A 22,986-nucleotide genomic window follows, 5' to 3' on the forward strand; every position below is an offset into this window, starting at 1 on the left:
ATTTAAGGCTTGAGTATTAAAGAATTTACAATCAGGTATTTATTTTTGTAGGAAACAGTATTAAAAATTAAAGGATTATGGCTTTTTACATTCACCTTTTTAACTTAAATCATTAATATAAAAAGCGAGTGGATATGATTATTTTTTGAAAACCATAATGGTTTTGGGTTACTATATAATAGGATCAATATTACTAAAGAAAATTTTGATATCATGACCTGTAAATGCAATTGATCAACAAAAATTATGTTAATAAAATTGTAGTTATCAATGAAGTTGCAATTACAGGAGGCGTATCAATTGCATTAGATGTGAATCTATTTCTATTGAAAAATATCTCAAAAGTCAATTTTGGAAGTATACCATTTCATTTTCCTGCTATTTCTCACCAAATAATTTTGTGCTTAAATATTTTACTCCACTATCTGGGAAAATCATCACGATTGTTCCTGATTTAATGTTTTTTACTACCTCCAATGCTGCATACATTGCTGCTCCACTACTCATGCCAACAAATATTCCCTCCTTTTTAACTATTTGCCGTGCCATTGCATAAGCCTTTTCTGTTTCAACCATAATTGTTTCGTCGATTTTTGAAGGGTCATATATTGATGGAACTATAGCCTCTTCCATATTTTTCAACCCTTGTATATAGTGACCTTTAACTGGATGCGCACAAACAATTTTAATCTTGGGATTATGTTCTTTAAGAGCTAATCCAACTCCCATAATTGTGCCAGATGTTCCCAACGCAGATACAAAATGGGTAATTTTACCATTTGTTTGTTTCCAAATTTCTTCGCCAGTGGTTTTGTAATGGGCAGTTCTATTGTACATGTTTGAAAACTGATCGGGCATAAAATATTTAGTAGGGTTAGCCTTTACTAATTCACGTGCTTTAAATATTGCTCCGTCGGTTCCTAATTTCGCATCAGTTAATGTGACTTTTGCTCCAAAAGCTTTAATCATTTTTACTCTTTCAGCAGATACGGCTTTACTCATAACAATCTCAACCTTATAGCCTTTCATTATCCCAATCATAGCCAATCCGATACCAGTATTTCCAGAGGTTGGTTCAATAATTGTTTTTCCTTTAACCAAAGAACCTTCTGCCTCAGCTTGTTCAATCATTTTTAAAGCAATTCTATCTTTTATACTTCCTGAAGGATTGGATCCCTCAATTTTAGCGCAAATAGTAATATTTTTATTCGAATTTAACTTGTTTATTCTTACAAGGGGTGTATTGCCGATTGTTTGTAGAATATTATCGTAAATCATAATGCTATTTTTAAATGAATCTCCAAATATTGTTTTTAAAGTTGAATAATCATATTAAACAACATTTAATTTTCAATAATGTGTATACAATTTTGAATAATGCAATACTCTTTATAGAATAAAACCATTGATGAATATTGATTTTCTTCATAATAACTATACTTATAATTGAGTGGGAAAGTCTATTTTATCTATATAAATAATTAATTCAGCATCCATATTTAGATATTTATTTAGCTGGTAGATATTTCATTCAATAGTTCGGTAAATTTTTAACCGATATTTTTAAGTTATTGATTTGGTATAATTTGGTGCTTTTGAGTTTTGGTGGCTAAAAAAATATTAAAGGCCACTAAATCACTAAGTTGCAAGAATCCACCAAAAAAATTACCGAACCATTGTTCATTTAAACCTAACTTTAACCACAACAGCAAGTTGTATGAATATCAATTTTTACCTTCCTACCCTTAAATTGTAAGTGAACCTAATAATTAGTATCAACTTAAATAGTTTATTTTTGTACAAATTCCATCTATAATGAAAACCAACTTTTCAATCAGGACAATACTTCTATTTGGAGTATTAGTCTTTATCAGCATTAATATTCATGCTCAAAATGAATTGCTTAGAACAGAGATTCAGGGGATAATTAATTCTGCAAATGGCACTGTTGGAGTTGCAATTAAGAATTTGGATACAAAGGATACGCTAAGTTTCAATAACAATTTACATTATCCTATGCAGAGCGTATACAAGTTTCCTCTTGCAATATCTATTCTAGATTGGATGGCTAAAGAGGAGTTATTGTTGAATCAAGTTATTCGGATTTCAAAGAATGACTTACTTCCAAATACTTGGAGCCCTTTAAGGGATAAATATCCAAATGGAAATGTTGATATCCCCTTAAGCGAATTGATTAGCTATACTGTTTCGCAAAGTGATAATAATGGCTGTGATATACTATTCCGTTTACAGGGTAGTCCAAAAGCCGTTGAGAAATACATCCATAGCCTGGGGGTTACTAGTATTGCAATTGTTGGCACGGAAGAGGAGATGCATAAAGATTCAACGGTTCAGTTTAAAAACTGGGCGAAACCCTCTGCATTAGTTGAGATTCTTGAACTTTTCTATAAAAAGAAGATTCTTTCGAAGTCAAATACAAATTATTTATGGAAGTTGATGGTAGAAACTACCACAGGGCCTAAAAGAATAAAAGGGCTGCTTCCATCTGAAACCATCGTTGCCCATAAAACGGGTAGTTCTGGGAAAAGCAAAAGCGGTATTTCAGCCGCTGTGAACGATGTTGGTATTATAAAACTTCCAAATGGACAGAGTATTGCAATTGCAGTTTTTATTACAAATGCAAAAGTCGATGATGAGGTTAGCGAGAATGTTATTGCAAGGATTTCTAAAGCAACGTATGATTATTACTCCAAAAATACCAAGAAATAAAAAACATAGATTTCTTACACAATCATTACTCTAGGTAAGTATACCCATACAACCCAGATCTATAGTTCGAAAGGAATTCTTTGCCCTCTTCTAAGGTTATTATTCCTGCTTTAACAGAGCTGGTTACCCAAGTTTCAACGGTACGAACCATTTTCTTGGAATTATACTGTACATAATCCAATACTTCAGCAACCGTTTCGCCATCGATAATTTGATCGATCTTATAACCATTCTCATCAACTGAGACGTGAACAGCATTAGTGTCGCCGAAAAGATTATGCAAGTCACCTAAAATCTCCTGGTAAGCACCAACAAGGAAAACACCCATATAGTATGGTTCTTTACCCCTTAATGAATGAACTGGTAGGTTGTATGCAGAGTTACGAGTTGTAATAAAATTATCGATTTTCCCATCCGAATCGCAGGTAATATCTTGAATTGTTGCCGAACGGGTGGGCTGTTCATCAAGTCGATGAATAGGCATTATTGGGAATATTTGATCTATTGCCCAAGAATCGGGTAACGATTGGAAAAGTGAAAAATTACAGAAATATTTATCGGAAAGCATTTTTGATAGCTGGCGTAAATCATCAGGCACATGCTTTGTTTGATTTGATATCTGAAAAACCTCACGTGCAATCGACCAAAATAGACGTTCGATTTGAGCCCTCGTTTTTAGGTCTATAAGTCCTAGGCTAAATCTGTCGAGTGCTTCCTCACGAATTTGCTGCGCATCGTGCCATGTTTCGAGCAATCGAGGTTGGTTCAGAGTATCCCAAAGCATATATAACTCCTTAACCAATTCGTGATCTTGATCGTTAACTGTTTCTTCATTATCCCACTCAGGTAAAGTAGAAGTTTCAAGCACTTCGAAAATGAGCACTGAATGATGAGCTGTTAATGAACGACCAGATTCAGTAATAATATTTGGATGTGGGATGCCATTTTTATTGCTGGCATCAACAAACGTACTAATTGAGTCGTTCACATACTCCTGAATGGAGTAGTTAATGCTACTCTCGCTATTCGATGATTTTGTTCCATCATAATCAACACCTAAACCTCCACCAATATCAACGAATTCAACCTTAAATCCCATTTTCCAAAGTTGAACGTAAAAGTGTGAGGCTTCGCGAAGTGCAATCTTAATACGCCTAATTTTGGTTACTTGACTACCGATATGGAAATGTATAAGACGCAAACAATCATGCATTTTATTTTTATCGATGTAATCAAGAGCTTCCAGCAGCTCACTTGATGTTAAACCGAACTTACTAACATCACCACCGGAATCTTCCCATTTACCGCTACCAGAACTGGCAAGTTTTACCCTAATTCCAATATTGGGTTTAATTTTTAACCGTTTTGATATTGTATTAATGAGCTTTAGCTCATTTAATTTTTCAACAACAAGGAAAATGCGTTTACCCATTTTCTGGGCGAGTAGTGCTAGTTCAATATAGTCCTCATCCTTATAACCATTGCAAATAATTAACGATTCAGGATCCGTGTTGATTGCAATTACAGCATGCAACTCTGGTTTTGATCCTGCCTCAAGGCCAATATTGAATTTTTTCCCATGGCTCACAATCTCTTCAACCACAGGGCGCATTTGGTTTACCTTAATTGGGTATATGATAAAGTTTTGCGCTTTATAGTCGTACTCCTCAGCAGCTGATTTGAAACAGCTCGAAACGGAAATAATTCTATCATCGAGAATATCTGGAAATCGAATTAACATTGGTGCAGAAACATCGGAAAGCATTAACTCATCAAGGAGCTCCTTTAAATCAACGGAACATCCATTTTTTTGCGGAGTTACTGTAACGTTTCCTTTGTCATTAATAGAAAAGTAATCAACACCCCAACCATGAATATTATAAAGTTCTGCGGAGTCATCAATTTTCCATTTTCTCATGATTGCACTTGTGTTAAGGGTTAATGATTTTCTTTTTGAAAAATTATGCGAATATATTTAATGTTGAGAAATATTAAGCTATAATCATCAGCTCATTATGCCCTGATTTTAATTTATTTTTGTTTTGGAGGATTATTTGTTTCGATGATTCAGAAAAATGCCAGCAAATCTCACAAAATTCAACTGTATTGTGATTTTAAAAATGTATGTGTTTTGAGATTAGGCAAATTTGTATGAGGCTATTTCTTACTGAATCCCCAAATAGATAAATTAACATTTGATTCAACTTTTTTTTGTATGCTTTCAGGGAGATATTGATAAAAATCGAGATTGGTATAGTTTTCAACGCTATCAATCGGTACGGCAAATTGATATAATGGATCATCAACCTTTTTATTCGGAAATATAAAGCCAATCCCCTCATACGAAGAATTGTGGTATTCAACTATAACTTTATAGAAATGACCTGGGATTGTAACGCTATCGGGGCCAATTTTACCTATGTTATCATTAAAAACTGGGCCTGAGTATATTTTAACAGAATCGAATTCTACAGCCCATCCACGAACTTTCTCCTCAAGTTTCTTCCATGTTCCGCGGTTAAACGATGGAAACTGTGGACAGACATTACTAAAATAGAATGTTTCCTTCATTGCTACGCTCGACCAACTCATATCGGCTGCAGGAACCATGTGACCTTTATCGTAATGAGATCCTTTATAATCAATATTGAAATCGGTTTTTGTTGATATCAAAGGATCGGCGGTAAACTTGTTTGTACGAGGCTCCTTGCCTCCAACATTCTCCTTTTTAAGGCTATAGCAAACCCATGCAGGTTGATCGTTTGCTTGGCTATAGGCAAGTGTGTAATATTTATGCTTAACTACCTGATATTTTTCACTTTGTTTAAGATTTGCTTGAACCATTATTTTATTGCTATCCATTTTCGGTTTCGATTTACGGTTTGTCAGAAAGTAAACGGTAGCACCAATAACCGCAATAATTAGAAGGAATATCAATATTTTTTTGCCCATATTATTTAACAGTTTCAAAAATTTATATCAACCACTACTCTGCTAATTTAAACCTTAACCTAACAATTCCCTCATTATAATCAGATGAAAGAATAGAGAAAACACCAATCTCGGAAGTGTTTTTAACGTGAGGGCCAATACATGCGCAAGCATCATAATCTCCAATTCGTATTACACGAATACTATCGGGTGCATCGACGGGTAATTTCGATAAATCGAGAAAGTTTGCTGCCTCCAATTTGGTTACAAAACCCTCAGTAACATCTAACTTACTATTAATAATGCTGTTTACCTGTGTTTCAATCTCTTTGATTTCAGCATCCGTTAAACTCCTTCCAATCCGATAATCGCATTTTGATTTTTTACGCTCAATATGGCTATTGAAAGATCTTCCACAAGCAAACATTCTCACCATGGTTTGATTCAAAATATGCTCGGCAGTGTGCATTCGTGGATCGTAATTTTTTTCGCTCATATATTTATCTCTTTGTACTTGTTGGGTTCACGCAAAGTCGCAAGGTACGCCAAGAGAGAAAAACTAGAAAATTTTCTCTTTGCGAATAAATATTAGGTTAAGCTAGGTATAGTCGAACCATGCTACTTCCGCTAATTTTGGTGATGTTCTTAATTCAACTTATCTTCTTTGCGGCTTTGTGTGAAATATCTTTCGTTGGCTAACCCTACACCTCAATCTTAAATACAACCTTCCTAATCATTACTTCCCCAATAAGCGGTGCATGGCAATCGTTAGGGAAAAAGATTGCAAAGTGTCCTGCTGGAACATTGAAATAGGAGAGGGGATTATCATTGTAAAAAATGATATCCTTCTCGGTATCAAATAGCCCTTTAGGGCTTTTACAATCGGCACGGTTGTTCCATCCCATAGTTTCATTGCCTTCTAGGCAAACCTGAATATCGATATAGCGGTTATGCGCCTCAAGGAGTGCATTCTCCTTTGTGCGTGCGCTATCAAGCGCAGGAATGGCAAATAGCTTTTCGCCATCAATATAAATTCTTTCGCCCGGTTTATCAAAGGCATTGGTTTTTAAAGCCTTTTCAACCTTTTCAAAAAGAGGATGAAGTCCTAGATATAAGTGAAAGTCGTTTAAAGATGCAGTTACCATTTTTTGTGGCAAAGATAGAAAATTGTAATAATGGAATGATTAAAATAGGAAAGAGTGGTAGAGCCAGCTTTGGTCTACCACTCTTTTGATTTATAATTAAAATTTATAGATATAACCAATGGCGATACTTTGCACCTTGCCCTTTTTATGCATTAGGCTATGTCTTTGTCCAATTATTGTCACAGGTTACACTCAATTTGGATATGGTTGACTTCGGCTCACCAAAGATTAATTGGGAATAGATGCTTAGCTGGGGGCGATCGAAATCAATTATCACACCCATAGTTTTGAATTCTCATTAAAATAGTATCCTTCTCATTTTTATATTTAAAATATTGTTTCTCTGTCCATGTTTTTCCCTCCTGAGGTAATTGAATGTCTGACCAATTTGTATTAAATATATCAGGTATTGGGTTTAAATATTGTTTTAGTTTTTTTCTACATTTTATTTCTTCTTTAAACTTAAGATTACCGACTATTGTTGAAGTCGTGCCTGATAAAGTACTAGTTATTTGAGTAATTACTGCGGCTGTTGATATTGGTACAACTAAACTAATAATAGTACCTCCAGCCCCACAGACCAAACCTCCAATCCAAGTCCCATTATAATAGTGCTTAATATTTTTTAATCTCTTATTATTATTTTCAATTTCTTTCATTATTAAACTAATGAATTTGTCACGATCATCTTTAATTACGATTCTAGAGAAATCTCCATTTGTACTAATATAAACGCTAATATTTTCAATACAACCATTGCCATCTTTAACACTTAAAATATAATTACCATCAGAAAGATTTGTAAAGGTTGAATTATTTGTAAAGTCCTTCTGATTAATACTAAATACGTAGGGAGATATACCTCCAATCACATTCATCACAATTTTACCATCATTTGCTCCAAGCATTGTAACTGGTGTTGAAATTGCATTAAGGTTGATTTTTGGGGATGATTTAATCGTTATATTTTTTTCCAATGTGCAATTTAGCGCATCTTTAACGACAACTGTATATGCTCCTTCCTTTAATTTATTGAAATTATTAGAGGAGGAAAAATTTTCAATAAAATTATTTGTTTGATCTTTTAACCCAAACAAAAGTGGGGGATCTCCGTTTACAACCTGTACATTAATTTCACCATTTTGATAACTACTACATGTTATATCTTTAAAAGATGTTGTAAAATCAAGTTTTGACTTAACTTTAATTGTAATAGTCGTTTTATTTATAATTCCTAAGGAATCTTTTGAATATAAATTATATTCCCCCTCGGATAGGTTGATATAACTTGTATTTGTGGAAAAAGCATTATTGTTTAGAGCAAATTCTAGTCTTTTAAATTTAGGTATAATAATTATTGAGCCATTCTTCGCTTCTTTACAAGTTACATCATTACTTTGAACATCAAAGTTAATATTTTGTGATAAACCATAATAGGTTACTATGGTATTCAAAAATATTATCAGCAAATAAATTTTCTTTTTCATAATAGAGATTTGTAATTTAGGTTATTGATGATCAATAAAATTGAATAGATTTGGATGAATCTTTAACCACTGTCTACTCTAATCCTTTGCCCTAAAATCTAGGAAAAACATTTCAAGAATTTTTTTCGTTCGTACTGAGATAATGGTTAATTATCATTAACGGTCGCTAACGGACGTGTTTAAGTTGTTGTGCCTGGCTCCCTTTGCAGAAATTTATCATTAGAATTTGTAAAAACATTCTTTAGCAGATACCCAATTACAGCAGCGATACTTGTCATCAAAACTGGTTTAAGGAGATCCCATGTTGGTGGTGTATCTGTTTGCAGTAGTTGGTAAATACCTGTTAGTAATGCTGTGATGAATGTTAGAATGATAGCTTTTACTATATCCTTAGCATCAAGTTTTAAGAATTTTGATTTCATGGTTTTTTAATATTAATGATCCGTTAATACTTAAGTTTTTTTCTTGCTAGCACAGAATTAGTGGTTTTGTACATAATTGTTGCATTGTTTTGCCTCTCAGTTGCATCTGAGAATAGAAACTCAATTACTTATCTACTAATAGTGACAGCCATATTAGTAATCTACTTCCTGTTTTCATTTATTAAAGTTTAAGGTTTATAATTATCGATTCAATTAAACATTACAAAGTTCCCCCAAAACCCAGCGCATATCAACGTGAAAAACATGGATTTGTATCTGTATTTACCCCTTGAATTGTACCGTGATTTCACCCACCTGTAAAAGGGAAATCACCTGAAAATGTGAGATGAAACTTGATTAATTAGTTTTTATACAGCCTATTATGTGAATGAGTGTTTTAGTAACCTTTTTTAATGTATTGACATTGTGATGGATTGAAGTAAATTTGGGTTACAGTTAACCAATTCACTAATCTAAATATGGAATGGTATGAAAACAAAACTTATGAAAACAAAACCATTGGGTTATGTCTTGAAGTCTGATGGTACAGACAAAAGAATTTTTCAAAAGGAAATTCATTATAATCATGATATTGAGATAGTACATTCGGGTTATGCTTCACCCATAACAGAATCGGTTGCTCAGGTCTTGATAAATAATTTTCGGAAGACACCAAGTAGTCCCAATGCTGATAATATAGGTGTAATTTTTGCTATTAAGGATTTATTAAGCATTTTTCATCAGAAAGACTGTACTGGTGTATCTTTTTATTTTGCTAGAAGGAGGGTAGAGGATTTTGATCAGGAATTGAGTGCGAGCATCAAACCAGGAATAACATTAGTTGCTGTAGGAAGCAAAATTGATGAATCCGATATAATGACCAACTTGACAGGACGCCTTGGCGCAGGTTTAAATGGAAGTGGAAATATTAATGGTTTTCCTGAAGATATTGGTGTCGAGCCAGTTCAAAATGGTATTATTATGGAAATGGTTCCGCCTATAAGGGACAATGTAAAAGATCTTATTGAATTACTTGGTGAAAAGATCGTAGGTGAGATGGTGGAGTATTTCATAAAACATAATGAAGAATTCGTGAAGGACTGTTTAAGAAATAAATAACTTTATCCTAAGTTACTTTTCATATTTCTGCATAGTTGTATAATACACTGAGAAATTGCATCAGCCTATTGTTATTCTCCAAATACACCTTGCCAAAGCTCAAAAAAATCAGTGTATTATATGTTCAAGGCTTGGACTTCCTCCCCTCAAACAGAGCCATCCTTGTTTAAAGTGAGGATTTCTTCACTTCAAACAAGGAATTCCTCACTTTTTTATAGGAATTTCCTGTTTGCGATTAGGATTTCCTCCCTTTTAGCAAGGAATTCCTTGTTCAGAGTGAGGAATTCCTTGTTTTGAGGTAGGATATCCTACCCTGAAGTGAGGATTTCCTATCTTGGAGTATCAAATTCTTAGCTTAGAGGAAAGTTATCCGACCAAAAAGCTATGAAAAGCCCCTCAAAGAGCAGTATAGGCTACTTAGTCTCTGGCACAACGTTATTTGTCTTAGCCTTAACAGCAAACCGTAATTGCAAATCGTCATAAACCCCTTTCATCCCGGGTACGCCAGTCTTAGCTGCACTCTTAACGGCGTTATAAAAGATAAGGGCAGAGGAATACGCCTCACTACCGGCTAACACGGTACTATCGTCTAATTTTTCCACTAGCTGCTGTAGGGGGATTAATACCTTATTGATGTTGGTAACGGCCTGAACATCCTTCTCGAATTCGGCTACATCAAGGAACGGGGGAACTACCTTGGGGTTTTGCTTTGAGTACTCCAGCGCTTTGCTCACAAACGCCAAAGTTTTATCGCCCATCTTGGGGAGCGATTTACGATCTTCAACCGTAAGGTTAATTAGGTTTGGTAATTGCTGCTCAATTGTGGCAATTGCAGCGTTAATGGCTTCAATGGCTTCTTTACTAATTGTAATCGAAATTTTGTTTTCCATAGATGTTTTTGTTTTTGAGTTTATAATTAATACCAATTTGGTATGTTATTATTCAATATTGTAGACTTGACAATTTAGTTATTAACGCTTCCAGTTCAAACGGGGGTTAACCTAGCAGGGCTCAAAGGTTCTGCCAGCGTTTAATGGATATTAATTCAAAAGTATTGATTCATGTATTCAGATTATTTTGACCATTTCGATTATAGTTTTAAAAAATTATTTTGCATTAAACTTAACACAATTTTTCTCGAAAACAAAACCCATATCAAAATGAAATATCCACTATAATAGCCTTAGCACAAACATGAATGACTGCCCTATGGATGTTCCATCCGCACCTTTTGAAACAATAAAAATAGGCAGATGAAAAACACTAATTTATGTCTGTATTTACCCCTCGAATTGTACCGTGTTTTCACCCATCTACAAAAAGTAAAATCACCTGAAATTATGATGTAAAATTAAAGTAATTAGTTTTTATACAGCCTATTAAGTAAGCGAATGTTTTGGAGTCGTTTTTTATTGTATTGACATTGTGATTGATTGGAGTAAATTTGGGTTACAGTTAATCTCAAGTTAGTAATAAAAAGACACAACTATGAAAAAGAATTCTACAAAGCATGGTTTTAGACTTGCCGCAGACAACAGGATTAAGCAAGACGTATTAAACTATGAAGAAGAAATTGATAATTCAATTGTCTGTTCCTTCGGAGTCCCAATTACTGAAAGTGTTGCAAAGAAAATGATTCAGAATTACTGGGATGATTTAGAAGAAGGAAGAGACAATGAAAAAGAAGTAGCGTTCACATTTGGTAGAAAAGCATTGCTATCTATTTTATCGCAAAGTGAATGTGAAGGAATTCGATTTTACTATGCTAAAAAGAAATCAGATGATTACATTCCACCCTCTGATATTGGGAATATAGATGCCGGTGTCTCTTTGGTTGCAATAGGTGTTAATAAAAAATTTGACATCGCTACTACAGAAAAAGAATATATAGTGAAACGCCTTAGACCAAATAAACCAGTTACTTTCATGACTGAAAGTGAAAGTGAAACTGGGCAAATTTTTGAAATGGTTCCTCCAATAAAATTAGGATTCTTTTTAAATAGAGATAAAATTAGAATTAGCGAATATTATGAAGAATTGGCACAAATTATACAGGAGTTCTTTAATAAGAAAAAATAATCCCAATAAAATCTCTACCTTTCAGAAGAATAGCCCCAAACCCTATTCTTCTGAATTTCTATTTAAAATGCGAATAAAATGCGAAACATCTACTTAACCATCCTTTTCATAAGCCTTGTCCTAAGCATCTTTAGCTACAAAAAGGACAAGGCTTTATACCTTTTCCCGTTCCTGCTTTCGGCTGCTTTGCTGTCGGATATTGGGGCATCGGTATTAAACCACTTTAAGATAAACTACTTTTTTTTATACCATATCTACCTACCCATTGAGTACTCGCTTTTGGCGTACTATTTTTACCTTACTCTCCGCAATATTCTGGTTAAAAAGATAGTGCTCTACTCAATTCCTTTATTTATTATATTTAGCTTAATGTTTTCGTTAAAGGTTGTGATAATAAGTAAATACCCAAATTTTCAAACAATTATTGAATGTTTGCTCCTTGTAACCTGGGCAACTATGGCTATTTTTACTATCGAAGTAAAGGAGGATGTTAGTATTCTATCACTGCCTGTATTTTGGATATGTGTGGCAATTTTAGTTTACCAATGTGGAGTTTTTACTTTTACAGGGGTGTTTAATTTTTTATTGGATACAAAACCAGAGCTTTTGGATAAAATCAAACCTTATCAAATAGTATTAAATTGCATAATTTATATATTATACTCTATAGCTTTTGTATGTTCACACAGGATAAAGAAATACTCTTAGCCTTTATTGCCAGTACGTTCCTAATGGTTTTCCTTGTGATCATCATTATTGTTGCTATTGTGCGATATCAGAATCGATTGAGAAAGCACTCTCAGGAGATTAGTAAATTAAGCATTCAATACCAGGAGGAAATTGTTAAAGTACAAATCGAGAACGAGGAGCAAACCCTTAATAGGATTTCGCAGGAAATACACGATAATATAGGACAGATACTATCGTTGGTTAAGCTTAACCTGAATACGGTTAAGGTTGAGATGTGCGATGCGAAAACTCAAAATAAGATTGAGGGAACAAAAGAGCTCGTCTCAAAGGCTATCAACGATTTACGTCAGCTATCAAAATCTTTAAATTCTATCCACCTTTCGCAGCAATACCTATCCGATTCAATAAAGCAGGAGCTTGAGACCATTAACCGAACTGAAGAATTTACCACAGAGCTTGTTCTCCGTGGTGATGAGAGAACCTTCGAATCGCAGAAACAGCTTATTATTTTTAGGATTATTCAGGAAACCCTGAATAACATTGTTAAACATGCCAAAGCAAAGGTTATTAGGGTTGAGGTGGAGTATGGGTTGGAATTCTTTACCATTAAGGTAATTGATGATGGGATTGGCTTTGATTTATCATCGCTGAATTTAATTAATGGGAAGGATAGGGGAACGGGGTTAAGCAATATTAGCTACAGAGCAAAACTTATTGGTGCATCATTAGATATCGATAGCCAGAAGGGTAAAGGAACTGCAATTACACTAAATATGCCATGCTAAAGGAATTATATTATGACATTTGCAAAAAAAATTAACGTAGTACTTGTTGACGATCATACCCTTTTCCGCAAGGGGATGGTTGAACTGGTAAATAATTTTGAGAATTTCAATGTTGTTTGGGAAGCCAGCAATGGCAAGGAGTTTATAAAAAACCTCCGGATGCTTTCAGTTCCAGATATTGTTCTTTTGGATATGGCTATGCCCGAGATGGATGGCTATGAAACGGCTTTATGGATTAAAAAGAAGTACCCTGAAATTAAAATACTTGTTCTCTCGATGTTCGATCAGGAGGGGGCTATAATCAAGATGCTGAAAACGGGTGTAAACGGGTATGTGCTTAAAGATGCCGATCCAATTGAGCTGAACACCGCATTGTGTAACATCGTTGATAAGGGTTTTTACTACTCCGATTTGGTTAGCGGCACAATGGCAAATAGCATAAAAGGCTCATCCAATGAGGTTGAGACCGTAAAACTTAATGATAAGGAGATTCAGTTCCTAGAGCTTGTTTGTAGCGAGATGACCTATAAGGAGATAGCCGATAAGATGTTTCTGAGTGCAAGAACTATTGATGGATATAGAGATTCCTTGTTCGAAAAACTCTCGGTTAAAAGTAGGGTTGGGCTGGTGCTTTATGCAATAAAGAATGGATATATTAAACTGTGATGCTGTGAGGTTGATGCTGTGGTGCTGTGAGGGTGTTTTGCTGTGGGGCTGTGAGGCTGTGATGTTGTATTAATGTGTTGCTGTTTTACTGTGATGCTGTGGGTAGTTATTGGCGGAATTCTGAAGTAATGAAGAATTTTCATCGTCCATAAAAAGTTCCGTAGGAACGAAATATTTGTAGAAAATAAATAATGTCAAAAATTAAGCTCCGTAGGAGCGATATATAAATCAGCAAACTTAGCGTTCATTGCGGGCTTAGCATGAAACTCTTCTATTTTAGGCCTTTGTTAAAATAAATATCACCTAAGATGCAAACCTAGTTTCAATCATCCACACCCATTATCACATTTTGATATAATTAATCGCAATTTGCGATAGGCTAAGTAGTATGCACCAGTTTGTAGGTTTATTTTTCTGCTTTCGCCCTTTAGGGCAAAGGGTAAGAAAGCAGAAATAACCTAATCGGTTAGAGGAGATCTAAAATGATTTTAAAAACTCACCATCAATAATGAATAGTTTTACACCATTCTCAGTGGTTGAGCGATGGCTACTCAAATCATCAGAAACAATGTATGACATTCCTTTGGTCAACATGTGTTTGCTTCCATCCTTTAGGTCCGATACCATTTCACCCTCAAGACAGTAGATAATATGCCCTTTCTGACACCAATGATCGGCAACATAACCGGCTGAATATTCCACCATCCTTACCCGAATATTGCCGAATTGTTGTGTTTGCCAGTAGGCCTCACCCGTTTCGCCTTTATGCACGGTTGTTGGAACACTGCTCCAATCAGTTGTTTGAAAAGAAATTTGATTCATGTTATAGGTTTTAGTGGTTAATTAGTTGTGGTTTTTGTACAAATAGTTCTACGAAGAATGAAACATTTTGTTATAAATTTAATCAAATTTGATACACAATTTTGGGAGATAATCTGGAATCTGGCGTATTTTGTGTATTCACTGTAAGGCATAACAAGTTGTTTGATATTACATAGCTTTGATAACGAATGGTCACTTTGGTTTATTATACATATTAAGATCTGTTTTCTCCATCCATTTTTCTGGATTCGCAATATTTGTCCAACCAAATTTCTTATAAAGTTCATGCGCATCTCTAGTTAAAAGTACCCAACGTCTGAGCCCTTGTAAATTAGGATGCGATATAATCTTTTCCATTAACCATTTAGAGAGCCCTTGTCCACGAAATTCTTCTAAAACAAAAACATCTCCTAAATAGGCAATTGTGGAAAAATCAGTAATTATTCGTGCGTACCCAACTTGTTTATCTTTATAGAAGAGCCCAAAATTGAGAGAGTTATCAGCAGAAGTTTTTACCCTATCGAAGGGAATATTTTTACACCAATAGGCTTCGTTGGATAGGTAGTTGTGTATTACCGAAAGATCCATTTTAGTTCTATCGGTTGTGATGGTAAAATCACCTTTCGTTTCAGTAAAAATTTCCATAGTTTTTCACTTTTCACTTTCCATTTTTCACTTTCCACTGTCATTTATTATCTACAAACTCCCTCACTGTTTGAGCAAGACTCTTAATTCCCATATCTATTTGTGGAATAGAAGGGAACGAGTAGTTTAAACGCAGCGTATTCTGCCCCGTTCCATTGCAATGGAATGGCTTGCCAATAACATAAACAACATTGTTTGCAGCAGCTATTTTTAGCATCTCCTTTGTATCGATATTCTCAGGAAACGTTAACCAAAGGAACATACCCCCAGTTGGTTTCGACCATTTTACGTACTCGGGCATAAACTCTGCAAGCGAGCTGAGCATGCTTGCATTCTTTTTGATATAAAGTGCAATAGCTTGTTTAATAGTCTCTTTCATTCTGCCTTCTCTGATAAAGCGTGCAATAATCAGCTGGTTGAACGATGGTGAGCAAAGATCTACCGATTGTTTCATCAACGCTAACTTTTCAATAATCTCCTTTTGTGCTGTAATCCAGCCCAATCGCATACCGGGAAAAAGCATTTTGGAGAAGGTTTTTAGCTGAATAACCCCTTCGCCGTTCGATAGTGTCCATAAGCTGGGAAAAGTTACCCCATTGAAAGTGATTTCGCGGTAAGGCGAATCTTCAACAATTGGTACTTCCCAATGTGATGCTATTTCGATTAGCTTCTTCCTTTTTGCAAGGCTCATCACAATGCCCGATGGATTCTGATAATCGGGGATTGTATAGATAAAGCGAACCTTTATCTTTTTACTGGACTTATCTTTCAACACCTCTTCTAGCTGATCCAAATCCATACCATCGTCCAGCATACGGATTCCATTCATCGATGCACCTGCCCGTTCAAATGCCTGAATGGCTCCGATGTAGGAGGGTAACTCCATGATAATCTCGGAATCTTTATCAACCATCACCAGCGATATCAAATCGAGTCCCTGTTGAGATGATGACGTAACGCAGATTTGTTCCGTTGTAGCTTTCTCCTCAAAATTGGCCATGTGTTCAACCAGAGCATCAATCATCTCTGGTTCTCCAGGCGTTGGGCCATACTGTAATGCCAATAATCCCTTCTCGTTGAGTACTTCTTTTGTAATTCGAGTGATATCATCGAGAGGGAAGAGGCTTGGATCGGGCAAACCGCCTGCAAATGATATTATTCCTTCTTTTCGTGTGTATTTTAAGAGCTCTCGGATTTCTGATCCTTTCACTCTTCCTGCAAACTCTGAATAGGTAATCTGCATAGTTTTTTTTACAAAATTATTCCATAATTGTATGAGCGAAAACATCCAATTTATAGCTATTTTTACTCAACCAATATTTGTAAGCTATGTTACTTTCAATTGATAAGAGTAAAGGTGAAACGATATTCGATCAGCTAGTAAATCAAATAAAATCGCTTATTGAATCGGGCGATTTACAGGAGGGTTTTCAGATGCCATCAACAAGGCAGCTTGGGATATCGCTTGGAGTTAACCGTTCAACGGTTATAAGGGCTTACGAGGAGCTGTGGGCATTGGGATACATCGAGAGTACGCCCGGCTCGTATACGAAGGTACGGAAACGAAAGAGCTTGAATAAGGATATTTCGCCAGTAAGCCACGGTGAGATATTTTGGGACGACATACTTAAAGAGGCGTATAAACCCGATTACGTGAAATTAGAAAGATTTTCTCAATTGGTAAGGGAGGAAAATGAGCATCTTATCAGCTTTAATAGGCTTGAACCAGACTCCAGGCTTATTGATGTTCGGTTGATTAATAATTGCATTAGGGAGTCAATTTCCGATTCGGACAAACAGATTTTTAGCTACTGTAATCCACGTGGTTACGAACTGTTGAGGCGTTCAATAGTATCGCACATGAGATTGCATGGTGTAAATTCAAAGGATGAGAACATCCTTATAACCAATGGTTCTCAAAACTCATTACAGCTTATTTTTCAAACATTTATAACAAAAGATGATTACGTTGCGGCAGAATCGCCAACCTACTCGATGCTAATTCCGCTGATTAAGTACTATGGATGTAAGATTCTTGAGATTCCCGTTACGGAAAGCGGGATGGATATTGAGGTTTTTAAAAAGCACCTGAAGAAGCATCCCATTAAGATGATTTACACGATGCCAACCTTCCACAACCCAACATCAGTAACCTTACCGCAGGATAAAAGGGAGGAACTCCTTTCGCTTTGCGAAAAACATAAGGTGATAATAATTGAGGATAGCATTGAGGAGGAGATGAAGTACTTTGGAAAGGTGCATCTGCCAATAAAATCAATCGATTCGCACGGGGTTGTAATTTACCTTGGATCGTTCTCAAAGATACTTGCCCCCGGATTCCGTATTGGTTGGATAATTGCTGATAAAGAGTGCGTTAACCGATTAACGGCGCTGAAAACGATGTTCGATTTATCTTCAAACACCTTTAGCCAAATAATGCTATATCACTTCTGCAAATCGGGCTATTACGAGCTGCATATCCGAAAATATTTGAGGGTTTTTCGTAAAAGGATGAAAGTGGCACTTAAGGCACTAAAAACCTATATGCCAGCCGATAAAGTTGTTTGGCAGGAGCCATTAGGCGGATTTTTAATTTGGCTAAAGCTTAATGTTAAAGCGGATAAGATTGACTTAGAGGAGCATTTCCAGAAATTTGGGGTTAAAATTATCGATGGTAGCTCCTTTTTCTATAACCCACCCAAGGAGCACTATTTGCGATTATCAATATCAAAATGCAATGAGGAGGAAATTGAGGAGGGAATGAGGCGAATTGCAAAAGCGTTAGAGGAGTTGACAGTTGAGAGTTGAAAGTGAAAAGTGAAAAGTGGAAAGTTGGAGGAGAGAGTTCAGAATTATCGCAAATTGCGATTATACAGAGAGGAATTGGTAAAGCCCACCTTGCCTGCTCAATTAATAGGTAGAGCCCGCAGAACGGTGTAAATGGTTGATAAGTTTTGAGATTATATACCAAGACTATGGTTTGATAATCGGGGATTGTTTAGTATTTTTGGGATATTGTATAATGGAAATCGTATATGTTTATTTAGATATAGATGAGTGATTATGGAAAGAATGTATGTGTAAATGATTTATGCACAATAATGAAAATGTTTAAGTTTTAAATAAGTGAAAGTGTGAAAGACGTAAATGATAAAAAAGTTGAAAATGACAAAAAAATCTCTTAGAGAAATTATTCTAGCAGAGGGAAAGAGTCGTTGTTACGTTGATGATTGTTACAATACTAACGTAGAATGTCATCATATAATACCAATTAGAGGAAAAAATAAGTGGAATGGTCCCAATGAATACTTAAATCTAATAGGCCTTTGCCCCAATTGTCATCAAAAAGTAACAAACATGGAGCATTTCAACGTATTATCTAAATTAGAACTAGAAAAATTTATTATTGGAGCTAGAAAACAATTTATTTTGGGCAATGTTAAAATTGCATTAAAACTATTTAATTTAGGTGCTTATACTTATTTTATAAATCATTATTATCTAGAATCAGCAAAATTACTCGTAGAATCTATCAATTGTTACAGAGCACTTGGATATAATGATTATATAATGGATTTATTAAATTCCTTACGTTGGATGGAAAATATAAACGAAGAAGGTCATTTAATTATCAATTTTCCTTTGAGTAAAACGACTTTTACATCAACAAAAAAGATTAAATCGGATTTTGAATTGAGTATTTCTTTAAAAAAAGAAAAAATTAGTTTTATTCAATCAAAATATTTTTTATTTAAAAAAAAAATTACAAGAAAGACTTTAACGGAAAATTTACTGAAACAATTAAAAAATATTGAATGTAGATTAGATAATAATAAATATCAAAATTTTTACATCTCGACATTAACAAAATTACAACTTGTAGATTATAAAAATTACAATAAATATAAAGAAATTTTGAATTCATTCAATAATCTTTTTTATTATGGTAACTCATACTTAGCAGGGGCATGGATAAAATATAAAGTTCAAAATAATTCTATCGAAGCTATTAATGATATCGAAAAAGGGCTATCTGTTTCTGACAAAATATCCAATTGGACTTCTGGTGAACTATCCACTCTAAAAGGGATTATTTTATTAGAAGAATTTAAAAATACCACGGATGGGTTTCCTGCTTTATTAAAGGGATATCGTACATTAGAAATTAATGGAATAAATGGTATATCCACTGCATCTATGTGGTATGATTCTGAATTTCTAATAAAACCCTATTTAAAAAAATATATTGATGGGAACGAGATGGCTGAAATGATTATAAATAATGAAGAATTACTGTACATAACACATCCTGAAATTTATAAGGGCGAATGACGCAGATTCCGCATTTTTACTATCTTTAACTTAGTTTTTAACATGGGATAAAATTTGCAGGAAGCAACTCCCAAGCAAATCTAACTACAGGAACATTATGCACATAAAAATCAGAAAATGAAAAAAAATCTAGTAATTCCATTCTTGCTACTTTTTCTTTTGTTGAATCTTAGTTGTCGGAACCAAGTTAAGAATTCGTTACCCTCGAAGAGACAACAGCTTATTAAAATAATCAAAAAAGCAGGATTTTTAAAATTGCCATTAAACTTTGAGGTTCTTGGTAACGGACTAAAAGACAAATATTTATTGGATCATAGAGGTTATGATTCTTTAGTTTTCGGTAAGAGCCTTGGTGGTATATGTGGTTTCTTCCCTGATACAACATTTTATTATTCAGTAGTATTAAATTCTCATGGTTCCGCATTCCCATGGCCCTATATTATGACATTTGATAAAAACGGTAATGAAATTAGCAGTGAAGGAATCTCTGCCTTCCCTGGATGTGTAGATACTCCTATTGAATCAACAAGTTGTTATGATAGTGTTTGGATAGATGTTGACTTCAGAATAAGATCTATTGCAAAGGTGATAGGTAAAATTTATAATCCATCAACAAACAAGGACGAAGACATTTGTAACATGAATAAACTAGATGGTTACATAGATAAGAATGGGAAAATATATATAAATAAAAGTGACGTAATTTTGTGTGATAAATAAAAAAACGAGGCATAACACAGACGATATAATTAATGGGCATGTCACAAGTTTTACTCCCCATTTGGCGTAGATTAGCAAAGCGCATCTACCTCATCTTTAAATAGCGGTTTCTAACCGCACCAAATTCCTAGTTAAGTAAAGAATATACTGCAACTAACATGTGGTTTTTACTGGGATTGAGATGCAAAAACGTTTTTTATTACTCTGAAACTAAATGATGAATATTTTAACTCAAAAAAGAACGACGATGGACACAAATAGGATTAGAAATGCTAAGAACTTTGATGAGTTATTAGACATTAAGTACGGAAAGATTGGTACTGAAAAGCGCAACGAATTTGAAGAGAAAGTTCAATACTTTGTAATTAGCGAAATGCTTAAAGATGCTAGGAAGGAAGCGCATATGACCCAAGAGCAGCTTGCAGAGAAAGTTGGAACGAAGAAAAGTTATATATCACGGCTTGAAAATGGTAAATGCGACATTCAACTTTCTACACTATACAGGATATTTGAATTTGGGCTTGGAAAAAGAATTAACCTGACAATTGGATAAATCAAAAACGCCTATTTCTAATTAGTGTATTTATTGACTTTGCCGAATTCGCTCAAATCGCTCAGTTAACGAAACGCATCTACCTCATCAAATAAACACCAGAGTTCCTAACTTTTAAAAAAATAGGAACTCATATTATAAAAACATAATTCCAAACTATCGCATTTTGCGATACCCCGCCAAAGCACCAGACTCCTCACAACTCTCCACTTTCAACTTTCCTCTGTCAACTAACAAATTACTATCTTTACGCAAACTTTTGCAATGAAACTTGTAACCGATATTAATATTCCATACCTAAAAGGGGTTTTCGAACCTTTTTTCGATGAGGTTTTATATCTACCCGGAAACAATATCAATCGGGAGATTGTAAAGGATGCCGATGCGCTTCTTATAAGAACCAGAACTAATTGCAATGCAGAACTACTTGAGGGTTCAAAGGTGAAATTCATAGGTTCTGCTACAATTGGGTACGACCATATCGATACAAATTACTGCGATAAAAAGGGTATTGTTTGGGCAACCGCTCCAGGTTGTAACTCTGGTGGGGTTTTGCAATGGGTGGTTTGTGCGCTTTTACAATTATCGCAAACCAAAAACTTCCCTTTAAAAGGTAAAACGCTAGGAGTTGTTGGGGTTGGGAATGTTGGTAGCAAAATTGCTAAAGCGGGTGAGGCTTTGGGAATGAACGTATTGTGCTGTGATCCGCCTCGTAAAAGGAATGAGAATCTCTCAGAATTTGTCGACTTTGCAACAATCACACAAAAGTCCGATATCATTACGTTTCATGTACCACTGAATCATTCTGGTACAGATGCTACCTATTATATGGCAAATGATAATTTTTTTGAAGTGATTAACCCGAACGTAATCATCATAAATTCATCTAGGGGCGAGGTTGTTGAAACATCAAGTTTGGTGAAGGCTATTAAATCGGGTAAAATTATTGCTTCGGCGTTGGATGTTTGGGAGGGCGAACCAAAAGTATCACCGGAAATCATTAAATATATTGATATTGCCACTCCGCATATTGCCGGTTACTCCCTCGAAGGTAAGGTCAACGGCACAAAGATGGTGGTGGATGCTTTAAGCAAATATTTTGGTTTGGGATTAGAGCCTTGGTGCCCAACCCCAGATCCAACAAGTAGTAAAATTATACTTGATTCGTTTGTTGATTTAGAAAGTACCGTAGCAAAAACGTATAATATTACTAATGACGATAAGGCATTCAGAAATAATCCAGACGATTTTGAGAAGATAAGAAACGAATACAATTTTAGACGTGAGTTTTCGGCTTATGAGTTACCGAGTATTAGTTTTATTAAAGAGTTGAAAAGTTTAGGATTTAGAGCTAGTAACCAATAACCCAAAGCACTTTATCCTCTTCAATACAACGGTTTATCAATTTATTAAGACCTCTATTAATTCTAATCCATCTGCGAATATATCCACGCCAGTGTTTTTCGTATTCGGAATCTATCTGATTAAACTGATTCATCAGCTCACGACCCATGAATATGCCTGAGAGATATTCCTTAAATTCTTTCTGGCTGTTTATAGCAATTAGCTTTTCAAGATTATCATTCAGTTCGTTCTGTAAAGGAATGAATTTACGGCTATTATACATTGTTTGACCTATAAACTCAAACAGATGGTTGCTCCGTTCAAAACATCCTGCGAAAATGTTAAATAAATTACCGTTGAGGTAAAGCGATTCCTCGTCGCATTTATTATAATTTTCGCTATCGCCAGTTATATTGAATTCGATGAAGTCTATACATTCATCTTTGGTCATCAGTTCAAATTTCATAATCAGGAAATATATGATGTAAATTTTAAAATGCTGGTAAAATCATACTT

General features: G+C 34.9%; 23 protein-coding genes. 11 read left to right on the forward strand and 12 right to left on the reverse strand.

Annotation, left to right across the window (positions count from 1 at the left end; genetic code table 11):
* Positions 1-378: 378 nt before the first annotated feature.
* Positions 379-1,275 (reverse strand): cysteine synthase, encoded by an 897-nt coding sequence (locus tag HOO91_12630; GenBank protein ID NOU18394.1) that lies wholly within the window; start codon positions 1,273-1,275, stop codon positions 379-381.
* 540 nt (positions 1,276-1,815) lie between these two features.
* On the opposite strand from HOO91_12630, the gene bla reads away from it, so the two are divergent.
* Positions 1,816-2,730 carry a class A beta-lactamase, subclass A2 gene (bla, locus tag HOO91_12635; GenBank protein NOU18395.1) on the forward strand — a complete coding sequence of 305 codons (915 nt, stop codon included), beginning with the start codon at positions 1,816-1,818 and terminating at the stop codon, positions 2,728-2,730.
* Between the two features lie 25 nt (positions 2,731-2,755).
* Here bla and speA read toward each other — a convergent pair whose 3' ends face one another.
* The 6 genes from speA to HOO91_12665 form a co-directional block, all read right to left on the reverse strand.
* Complete coding sequence (gene speA, locus HOO91_12640) at positions 2,756-4,648, reverse strand: biosynthetic arginine decarboxylase (protein NOU18396.1); 1,893 nt, start codon at positions 4,646-4,648, stop codon at positions 2,756-2,758.
* A 239-nt stretch (positions 4,649-4,887) separates the two neighbouring features.
* Positions 4,888-5,682, reverse strand: coding sequence for a DNA/RNA non-specific endonuclease (locus tag HOO91_12645; protein ID NOU18397.1), 795 nt, complete (start codon positions 5,680-5,682; stop codon positions 4,888-4,890).
* A gap of 34 nt (positions 5,683-5,716) precedes the next feature.
* A complete protein-coding gene (locus HOO91_12650) occupies positions 5,717-6,157 on the reverse strand; it encodes a hypothetical protein (protein NOU18398.1) in 441 nt (146 codons plus the stop codon).
* 205 nt (positions 6,158-6,362) lie between these two features.
* Positions 6,363-6,806 carry a YhcH/YjgK/YiaL family protein gene (locus HOO91_12655; GenBank protein NOU18399.1) on the reverse strand — a complete coding sequence of 148 codons (444 nt, stop codon included), beginning with the start codon at positions 6,804-6,806 and terminating at the stop codon, positions 6,363-6,365.
* A gap of 266 nt (positions 6,807-7,072) precedes the next feature.
* Positions 7,073-8,293, reverse strand: a complete 1,221-nt coding sequence (locus HOO91_12660; GenBank protein ID NOU18400.1) for a hypothetical protein — start codon at positions 8,291-8,293, stop codon at positions 7,073-7,075.
* A 179-nt stretch (positions 8,294-8,472) separates the two neighbouring features.
* Positions 8,473-8,715 carry a hypothetical protein gene (locus tag HOO91_12665; GenBank protein ID NOU18401.1) on the reverse strand — a complete coding sequence of 81 codons (243 nt, stop codon included), beginning with the start codon at positions 8,713-8,715 and terminating at the stop codon, positions 8,473-8,475.
* 489 nt (positions 8,716-9,204) lie between these two features.
* Here HOO91_12665 and HOO91_12670 point away from each other — a divergent pair, with 489 nt between their 5' ends.
* On the forward strand, positions 9,205-9,834 hold the full coding sequence (locus HOO91_12670; GenBank protein NOU18402.1) for a hypothetical protein: 630 nt from the start codon (positions 9,205-9,207) through the stop codon (positions 9,832-9,834).
* A 413-nt stretch (positions 9,835-10,247) separates the two neighbouring features.
* Here HOO91_12670 and HOO91_12675 read toward each other — a convergent pair whose 3' ends face one another.
* Complete coding sequence (locus tag HOO91_12675) at positions 10,248-10,724, reverse strand: hypothetical protein (protein ID NOU18403.1); 477 nt, start codon at positions 10,722-10,724, stop codon at positions 10,248-10,250.
* A 598-nt stretch (positions 10,725-11,322) separates the two neighbouring features.
* Here HOO91_12675 and HOO91_12680 point away from each other — a divergent pair.
* From HOO91_12680 to HOO91_12695, 4 genes are all read left to right on the forward strand, one after another.
* Positions 11,323-11,913, forward strand: a complete 591-nt coding sequence (locus tag HOO91_12680) for a hypothetical protein (GenBank protein ID NOU18404.1) — start codon at positions 11,323-11,325, stop codon at positions 11,911-11,913.
* A 78-nt stretch (positions 11,914-11,991) separates the two neighbouring features.
* On the forward strand, positions 11,992-12,621 hold the full coding sequence (locus HOO91_12685) for a hypothetical protein (GenBank protein NOU18405.1): 630 nt from the start codon (positions 11,992-11,994) through the stop codon (positions 12,619-12,621).
* Entirely contained in the window at positions 12,591-13,388 is a 798-nt protein-coding gene (locus HOO91_12690) for a hypothetical protein (protein NOU18406.1), read from the forward strand. The genes HOO91_12685 and HOO91_12690 overlap by 31 nt, the downstream gene beginning before the upstream one ends.
* A 12-nt stretch (positions 13,389-13,400) precedes the next feature.
* Entirely contained in the window at positions 13,401-14,054 is a 654-nt protein-coding gene (locus tag HOO91_12695) for a response regulator transcription factor (protein NOU18407.1), read from the forward strand.
* A gap of 477 nt (positions 14,055-14,531) precedes the next feature.
* Here the strand turns inward: HOO91_12695 and HOO91_12700 are convergent, their stop codons facing one another.
* The 3 genes from HOO91_12700 to HOO91_12710 all read right to left on the reverse strand — a co-directional run bounded on the left by HOO91_12700 (position 14,532) and on the right by HOO91_12710 (position 16,764).
* Complete coding sequence (locus tag HOO91_12700) at positions 14,532-14,876, reverse strand: DHCW motif cupin fold protein (GenBank protein ID NOU18408.1); 345 nt, start codon at positions 14,874-14,876, stop codon at positions 14,532-14,534.
* Between the two features lie 192 nt (positions 14,877-15,068).
* Entirely contained in the window at positions 15,069-15,521 is a 453-nt protein-coding gene (locus tag HOO91_12705) for a GNAT family N-acetyltransferase (protein NOU18409.1), read from the reverse strand.
* Positions 15,522-15,561: 40 nt separating this feature from the next.
* Positions 15,562-16,764, reverse strand: a complete 1,203-nt coding sequence (locus HOO91_12710; GenBank protein ID NOU18410.1) for a PLP-dependent aminotransferase family protein — start codon at positions 16,762-16,764, stop codon at positions 15,562-15,564.
* An 86-nt stretch (positions 16,765-16,850) separates the two neighbouring features.
* On the opposite strand from HOO91_12710, the gene HOO91_12715 reads away from it, so the two are divergent.
* The 5 genes from HOO91_12715 to HOO91_12735 all read left to right on the forward strand — a co-directional run bounded on the left by HOO91_12715 (position 16,851) and on the right by HOO91_12735 (position 22,491).
* Entirely contained in the window at positions 16,851-18,329 is a 1,479-nt protein-coding gene (locus tag HOO91_12715) for a PLP-dependent aminotransferase family protein (protein NOU18411.1), read from the forward strand.
* A gap of 339 nt (positions 18,330-18,668) precedes the next feature.
* Positions 18,669-19,853, forward strand: a complete 1,185-nt coding sequence (locus HOO91_12720; protein NOU18412.1) for an HNH endonuclease — start codon at positions 18,669-18,671, stop codon at positions 19,851-19,853.
* Between the two features lie 117 nt (positions 19,854-19,970).
* On the forward strand, positions 19,971-20,573 hold the full coding sequence (locus HOO91_12725; GenBank protein NOU18413.1) for a hypothetical protein: 603 nt from the start codon (positions 19,971-19,973) through the stop codon (positions 20,571-20,573).
* 247 nt (positions 20,574-20,820) lie between these two features.
* Complete coding sequence (locus tag HOO91_12730; protein NOU18414.1) at positions 20,821-21,126, forward strand: helix-turn-helix transcriptional regulator; 306 nt, start codon at positions 20,821-20,823, stop codon at positions 21,124-21,126.
* A 264-nt stretch (positions 21,127-21,390) separates the two neighbouring features.
* Positions 21,391-22,491, forward strand: coding sequence for a 4-phosphoerythronate dehydrogenase (locus tag HOO91_12735; GenBank protein NOU18415.1), 1,101 nt, complete (start codon positions 21,391-21,393; stop codon positions 22,489-22,491).
* On the opposite strand, the gene HOO91_12740 is transcribed toward HOO91_12735, so the two are convergent.
* Positions 22,478-22,936 carry a hypothetical protein gene (locus HOO91_12740; protein NOU18416.1) on the reverse strand — a complete coding sequence of 153 codons (459 nt, stop codon included), beginning with the start codon at positions 22,934-22,936 and terminating at the stop codon, positions 22,478-22,480. The genes HOO91_12735 and HOO91_12740 overlap by 14 nt on opposite strands.
* Positions 22,937-22,986 lie beyond the last annotated feature (50 nt).

This window comes from Bacteroidales bacterium (assembly GCA_013141385.1).
In the GTDB taxonomy this organism is placed as follows: Bacteria; Bacteroidota; Bacteroidia; order Bacteroidales; family Tenuifilaceae; genus UBA8529.

Excerpts from the sequence above, each read along its gene's own strand:
- HOO91_12720 (NOU18412.1), top strand. The coding sequence starts at position 18,669 with ATGATAAAAAAGTTGAAAATGACAAAAAAATCTCTTAGAGAAATTATT.
- bla (NOU18395.1), top strand. The coding sequence starts at position 1,816 with ATGAAAACCAACTTTTCAATCAGGACAATACTTCTATTTGGAGTATTA.
- HOO91_12735 (NOU18415.1), top strand. The coding sequence starts at position 21,391 with ATGAAACTTGTAACCGATATTAATATTCCATACCTAAAAGGGGTTTTC.
- HOO91_12685 (NOU18405.1), top strand. The coding sequence starts at position 11,992 with ATGCGAAACATCTACTTAACCATCCTTTTCATAAGCCTTGTCCTAAGC.
- HOO91_12710 (NOU18410.1), bottom strand. The coding sequence starts at position 16,764 with ATGCAGATTACCTATTCAGAGTTTGCAGGAAGAGTGAAAGGATCAGAA.
- HOO91_12670 (NOU18402.1), top strand. The coding sequence starts at position 9,205 with ATGAAAACAAAACTTATGAAAACAAAACCATTGGGTTATGTCTTGAAG.
- HOO91_12740 (NOU18416.1), bottom strand. The coding sequence starts at position 22,936 with ATGAAATTTGAACTGATGACCAAAGATGAATGTATAGACTTCATCGAA.
- HOO91_12645 (NOU18397.1), bottom strand. The coding sequence starts at position 5,682 with ATGGGCAAAAAAATATTGATATTCCTTCTAATTATTGCGGTTATTGGT.
- HOO91_12675 (NOU18403.1), bottom strand. The coding sequence starts at position 10,724 with ATGGAAAACAAAATTTCGATTACAATTAGTAAAGAAGCCATTGAAGCC.
- HOO91_12715 (NOU18411.1), top strand. The coding sequence starts at position 16,851 with ATGTTACTTTCAATTGATAAGAGTAAAGGTGAAACGATATTCGATCAG.
- HOO91_12665 (NOU18401.1), bottom strand. The coding sequence starts at position 8,715 with ATGAAATCAAAATTCTTAAAACTTGATGCTAAGGATATAGTAAAAGCT.
- HOO91_12650 (NOU18398.1), bottom strand. The coding sequence starts at position 6,157 with ATGAGCGAAAAAAATTACGATCCACGAATGCACACTGCCGAGCATATT.
- speA (NOU18396.1), bottom strand. The coding sequence starts at position 4,648 with ATGAGAAAATGGAAAATTGATGACTCCGCAGAACTTTATAATATTCAT.
- HOO91_12680 (NOU18404.1), top strand. The coding sequence starts at position 11,323 with ATGAAAAAGAATTCTACAAAGCATGGTTTTAGACTTGCCGCAGACAAC.
- HOO91_12725 (NOU18413.1), top strand. The coding sequence starts at position 19,971 with ATGAAAAAAAATCTAGTAATTCCATTCTTGCTACTTTTTCTTTTGTTG.
- HOO91_12730 (NOU18414.1), top strand. The coding sequence starts at position 20,821 with ATGGACACAAATAGGATTAGAAATGCTAAGAACTTTGATGAGTTATTA.
- HOO91_12690 (NOU18406.1), top strand. The coding sequence starts at position 12,591 with ATGTTCACACAGGATAAAGAAATACTCTTAGCCTTTATTGCCAGTACG.
- HOO91_12655 (NOU18399.1), bottom strand. The coding sequence starts at position 6,806 with ATGGTAACTGCATCTTTAAACGACTTTCACTTATATCTAGGACTTCAT.
- HOO91_12705 (NOU18409.1), bottom strand. The coding sequence starts at position 15,521 with ATGGAAATTTTTACTGAAACGAAAGGTGATTTTACCATCACAACCGAT.
- HOO91_12700 (NOU18408.1), bottom strand. The coding sequence starts at position 14,876 with ATGAATCAAATTTCTTTTCAAACAACTGATTGGAGCAGTGTTCCAACA.
- HOO91_12695 (NOU18407.1), top strand. The coding sequence starts at position 13,401 with ATGACATTTGCAAAAAAAATTAACGTAGTACTTGTTGACGATCATACC.
- HOO91_12660 (NOU18400.1), bottom strand. The coding sequence starts at position 8,293 with ATGAAAAAGAAAATTTATTTGCTGATAATATTTTTGAATACCATAGTA.